Genomic DNA, 5,994 nt, shown 5'->3' with positions numbered 1-5,994 from the left:
GGGAAATTCATTTTCGAAATTATCTGAGTATAAAAACTTCAAATCAATGCTTAAAGAACTTCTAAATTCAGTCCACTCTTTACGTTCGGAAAAATTATCATAAGTTAAAGCACATAAATTGCAATTGTATGTTTGTGGCGAAACGATTTTATGTATAAAATCAAATGCCTTATTCCATAGATAACTTTTGGCATTATATACAAATAGAACTTGATCTTTCATTATTGCATTAATATTTATACTTCACTTCGGTCCAGCCTCACTAAATAATAATTCCTTTCCCAATTCTAAAAAAGCACCATGCTCAACTTTAGTTCCCATCGAATCATTCTTTCTATTTAAATACCTAAAACAGAAAAAGGTAAACAACTCATTAATAATAGAAATTTCATCATCTATTTAAAATATAGATTTGTATAAAAACTTAATAAATAGTGTATTAACAACATCCTCCACCGTCATAAAAGTAAGTTGATTCTGAGATGAAAATATCTGTTCGATTAATGGAATTTAAAGCATTGGCTGTTTTATCGCACACAGCTAAAGGTTGATTTTTAAAAAGAGTATGCCCTTTTTTATCGTCGAAAAAATCTTCATTGCCATAAAAAATTGCGGTTTTGCCGGTAAAAACGCAAGGTCCATCTTCTGGCATGGGATCTTTAATTGCACACACTTCAACACTTTCAATAAAAATTATTTCGTTTGTGTCATAATTTTTAGGATCCAAAATACGATATGGTCTTTTAGCACGTATTTCAACTGTGCCAAAACCAACATCCGTAATCATTTTAATATAATCTTTTAACGGCATTGCACCGCTTAAGCACAGAGCACGTAAACGTTCATCATTTTTTAAATTTTCAGGCATTGCAGTCTCGCAAGTTGGATCAGACAATACCAATCTACCATTAGGTTTCAAAACACGATACATTTCTGCTAAAGCCTTCTTTAAATCATCCACTTTAAAAATGTTGAACAAACAATTTTGAGCAGCAACATCAACACTGTTATCTTCTACCGGCAAATTAAGTGCATCGCCTTTTTTTAAGGTAACGAAGTCTGATTGAAACCAAGGGTTTTCATTTTCAGCAATTTTAAAATTATCTCTTGATGCCTGCAACATTTCATCCACTACATCAATCCCAATTACACCACCCTTAGTTCTGTTAAAATAAGAGAATTGTAAAAGCTCCATGCCACCACCAACACCCACATATAAAATTGTAGGTTCATTTACTAAGTCGCGGGGATTAACAGTGCTACCACAGCCATAGTTCATCTGTTGCATAATAACAGGTATGCTTAATCCTGGCAGTTGCCATATTGGTGTTGTGGTACAACACAAGCCAACATCAGGTATAAGAGCAGCTTGCTTATAAACATCTTTTGTTGTTTGAAGGTATGATTCTATAGACATGAGTTATGTTGTAGGTGCAGTAAAACTTTCTTTGAGAGAATAAAAGAAAACGGTAAAAAAGCCCAATGTGAGCATAAAATGAAAAGGTAATAAACCATAATCTTGGTATTGGAAACCTTTTATTACGCCATAAGCAAAATAAAAAGCCAATGTCAATTCAAGTATATTAACCCAGCTTAAATGTGGTAATAAGTATTTATTCCGAATCAAATTTGTTTGGTTTTTATTCAAATTAAATTTTGGCGTTCTAACAAAAGGTGTTTTTTTACCTAAGTATCCTTCTAGTACGGCAATACTATTGTGCAAAGAAAGTCCCATAGAAACCGTCAAAAATAATGGGAAAGTAACAATCAAATTTAAAATCGCAGATAATGTGTTTTTGAACCTCATAGCTGAGGAAACAAAAAACATAGTAAGCAAAATAAGAAAGCTTAAACCAAAAAGAGAGGTGATATGAAAGAAATTTTCAAACTCGGGCAAAGCTATTTTAATATGTAACAAAGGAATACTCAAAATAGCACTTACAAAAGTGCTCAAGAAGATAGCACTGTTTAATAAGTGTATCATTCCATGCCATTTAACTCCCAATGATTTACTACTATAAAAAACAGATTTTAAATGCTTTTTTGCTGTTTCTGCACCACCTTTTGTCCAGCGGTATTGCTGAGTTTTAAGCGCACTCATTACTGGAGGCAATTCGGCAGGCGATTCAATATCTTCTAAATAAAGAAACTTCCAATCTTTTAACTGTGCTCGGTAGCTTAAATCCAAATCTTCAGTTAAGGTATCGGGTTGCCAATTTCCAGCATCAATAATACATGACTTACGCCAAATACCCGCTGTACCATTAAAGTTGATAAAACCATCCTTATAATTTCGGCCTACTTGTTCTACCCTAAAATGTGCATCTAATCCAAATGCTTGTAGTTTAGTAAGGATGGAATAATTTCGATTCAAATGGCCCCATCGTGTTTGTATCATACCTACTTTGGCATTGATAAAATACGGAACGGTTTGAAGTAGGAAATCTGAATGAGGCAAAAAATCTGAATCAAAAATTGCAATATATTCTCCAGTAGCCTTTCCTAAACCAGCCTCCAATGCTCCAGCCTTATAACCAATGCGATTGCTACGATGAACATGTTCAATATTAATTCCTTTACTTTTCCAAACTTCTATTTTTGCTTTTACGATGTCAAAAGTCTCGTCGGTAGAATCATCTAATACCTGAATCTGCAATTTTTCTTTAGGATAATCAAATTGGCAAATAGAATCAATTAATCGTTCTACAACATATAGTTCATTATAAATAGGCAACTGAACTGTAATAAGTGGGTGGTACGTTAAGTCCTTCTGATTTGTATTTTTTCTTCTTTTATTCTTTAAATACCTATAAATAAGAGTAGCTTGGGTAATACTATATGCAAATATAAATAGTAATGCAATGGCATAAAAAACAAGCACTATTATCATCAAAATCTTCATACTCATTTACAAGCCTCTATTTTATACTATTATTCCCAATTGCGATCGGATTACTATTGATTCTGTTTTCTTCTTCAGCGTTTTCAAGTTTTAATACACCTCTAGGGCATACTGCCGAACAAATTCCGCAACCTACACAACTTGCACGAACAATATTTTCGCCCTTTTGTGCATATGCTCTTACATCAATACCCATTTCGCAAGAGTTGGAACAATTTCCACAAGAAATACATTGTCCGCCATTGGTAGTGATTCTAAATTTCGATTTAAAACGTTGGAATATACCCATATAGGCAGCTAGTGGGCAACCAAACCGACACCAAACCCTTGAGCCTAACAAAGGGTAAAAACCTACTCCAATAACACCCGAAAATGCAGCACCTATCAAAAAACCATAAGGCTGACGAAGCCAAGTATAAGTATCTAATCCGAAAATGGTACTTGTATTCGTAAAATAGTTGTACAATACAGCACCTGTCATGATAAAAACAAAAACCAATATAGCATGAATGGAATAACGCTCAAATTTCCAAGCTGATACTTTTTTAGAAGATAAATGTCTAAATGAATCTCCTGCAGTTTCTGCCAAACCCCCACAACCACATACAAAAGAACAATACCAACGCTTACCTACAAAATAAGTGATTATAGGAGTCACAAATAAGAATAAAACAATTCCCCAAACCAGATAAATCATGCCCATGGTACCACCATTTTTCATGTTATCGATATGCCAACTATCAAAAAAGTAATAATTCAATGGCCACATATTTTTAACATCTTTAGCAAAATAAGCTTGATCACTATTTAAACCTTCCATGATTTCGGGAATCAAATAGGCCAGAAAGAATTGTGAAATTATAACTACAATTGTTCTGATAATTTGATATCGATTATGACGATATTTTAAAATAAACTTATAGCCCAAGCCTGTAATACACAAAGTATAAAGTGTACCGTACACAAACCACTGACTTGCCACTTTTCCATTTAATGCCAAACTTAATGGATCAAACAATGCTACTAAACCAGTATTGGCATTGCCATTTTCGCCTAAACCTAGTAATGATGGAAACCAATAAATAATGATATAAAAGCTGGTAAGAATAATGCCTACTGTCCAGCCAATGATACCTCGAGAACTTAATGAATTGAACCAGACACCGTTATTCTTTATACCTGGCAAGTCGTTTAAATACTTTTGACGCGCAAAAATAACCATGCCTACCAAAAGTGAGATCAGTGAAATTGGAAGATATACGTTATTATTTAACTTTACATTCAAGGAAGAAAGTACTAGTATTAATAAACCAATAGCAATTAAAGCCACTGAGAATTTTTCAGTACTATTTAATTTCCCTTTGTCAGGATTTGAAATGGAAATAGATTCGTTTTTCATTTTTAAATTCCTTTAGTAATGTTAAATTGATTGTTATTAAAGGTAATCCTGATTTCTTTTTCATGTTTTTCACAAAATTCAGGGTCAAAATTAGCTAATGATAAATTTTCAATGACATATTCAATGCTACGTTCCTCCGTAAGCCATTTATCCAAAATAACATGTCGCATACGAATACCTAAAACATTTAAGCCAACAAACTTCTGGCTAGACTTTTCAAAAACGATCCTCAAACAAATTTGCCCCCTAGCGTGCTCCCAATAAAATGAAGATAAGTTTTCTGGAAGCTTTGAAGGCACATCTCCATAAGTTTGATATTCAATATCGAAGAATTTGGCTGAATTAAACCAATGTCCGGGATTATAAGCTATTTTTTCACATTTAGCTAGTGCATGAGCTAGTGTTTCTCCATGCATTCTGCCTGTGTACCAAACTTGTTCTATAGGTCTTCTACCATTTATTGGATTAATAAACTGCGCACAATCTCCAATTGCATAAATATCTTTTATGTTTGTTTCGAAGTGCTCATCAACTAAAATACCTCTATCAGTATTAATTTTAGAGCCTTTAACAAAATCAATATTGGGACTAACACCCACGGTTAATCCAACAAATTCGCAATTAATAACATCCCCTTTCGATGTAAGAATAGCTTTTACTCTGCCATTTTCGTCAGAAATAATTTCTCTTAATTCCGTATCAAGCCTTAAATCAACATGGTGTTCATTGATATGATTCTCGATTATTTTAGCTTCTTCAGCAGGTAAAACTATATTCCAAAAATTCTTTTCCCTAACCAAAAAGGTGACAGAAATATTTCTCGATTTTAGCATTTCCACCATTTCTACACCAATCAAGCCACCGCCAACAACTACTGCATGTTTTACCTGCTTTGTGTTCTCTTCAATTAACTGAAGGTCTTGGTAACTATACAAACCTTGCACGCCTTTTAAATCTTGTCCTGGCCATCCAAATTTGTTTGGCTTAGAACCAAGAGCTAAAACTAAAATCTCATAATTTAAATACTCACCATTGGAAAAGCTGATTTGCTTTTTAGCAGAATCAATATGAGTAACAAATCTGTTTAATAAATTTATTCTGTTTTTCTTCCAAAAACTGTCCTCATAAGGTTTGGTATCTTCATATCGCATGTGACCCATATAAATATACATCAATGCTGTACGAGAAAAATGATGATCTGTTTCTGCAGAAATTACAGTGATTGGCGCATTACAACTTTTTCGGATATTTCTGGCACAGGTAATGCCAGCTACTCCATTACCAATAATGACAATAGATTTTGAATTATTACAATTTTTAGTCGGTTGATGTATCACTTTTTAAATAAATCTTTAAAAATAATTATTGGTTCAAATCCCAACTGTATTCTAAAAAAGAGATACTTGCTCTGGGATTAATTTTCAATCTGTAATCTAGTCAACATTTTCAATCTCCTTGCTAAAAGGTTTTAATACACTTATTTTAATTGTTTAAAATAGTTGGATAATTATTTAAATCCTTTTCATCATCAATATCAGATAATGTAGGCAAAAGTTTAAAACTGAGGTTCAAATTTGAAAGATCAAGCAAGGTTTCTAACAGAACATTTTCAGTACTCCAGGTTTTGTTCTCAAAAAACTGTTTATGGTATTTTTGTAAACCCAATAAGTAATATCCTCCATCCTTTGCTGGA

General features: G+C 33.1%; 6 protein-coding genes. All 6 read right to left on the bottom strand.

Annotated features, from left to right (window positions below; translation table 11 throughout):
- A partial coding sequence (locus ACIQ0D_RS11035; protein WP_395805573.1) for a hypothetical protein occupies positions 1-222 on the bottom strand: 222 nt, incomplete at its 3' end.
- Positions 223-439: 217 nt separating this feature from the next.
- Positions 440-1,417 carry an arsenosugar biosynthesis arsenite methyltransferase ArsM gene (gene arsM, locus ACIQ0D_RS11030; RefSeq protein WP_395805571.1) on the bottom strand — a complete coding sequence of 326 codons (978 nt, stop codon included), beginning with the start codon at positions 1,415-1,417 and terminating at the stop codon, positions 440-442.
- A gap of 3 nt (positions 1,418-1,420) precedes the next feature.
- Positions 1,421-2,908, bottom strand: coding sequence for a cellulose synthase family protein (locus tag ACIQ0D_RS11025; protein WP_395805569.1), 1,488 nt, complete (start codon positions 2,906-2,908; stop codon positions 1,421-1,423).
- Between the two features lie 10 nt (positions 2,909-2,918).
- Positions 2,919-4,301, bottom strand: coding sequence for a 4Fe-4S binding protein (locus ACIQ0D_RS11020; protein ID WP_395805567.1), 1,383 nt, complete (start codon positions 4,299-4,301; stop codon positions 2,919-2,921).
- A gap of 2 nt (positions 4,302-4,303) precedes the next feature.
- On the bottom strand, positions 4,304-5,638 hold the full coding sequence (locus ACIQ0D_RS11015; RefSeq protein ID WP_395805565.1) for an NAD(P)/FAD-dependent oxidoreductase: 1,335 nt from the start codon (positions 5,636-5,638) through the stop codon (positions 4,304-4,306).
- 145 nt (positions 5,639-5,783) lie between these two features.
- Positions 5,784-5,994, bottom strand: a 211-nt coding sequence (locus ACIQ0D_RS11010; protein ID WP_395805563.1) for a DUF2064 domain-containing protein, incomplete at its 5' end; no start/stop codon positions are given.

It is taken from the genome of Daejeonella sp. (genome assembly GCF_044342615.1).
Classification (GTDB): domain Bacteria; phylum Bacteroidota; class Bacteroidia; order Sphingobacteriales; family Sphingobacteriaceae; genus Daejeonella.
This window is presented reverse-complemented; position numbering and strand designations above follow the sequence as displayed.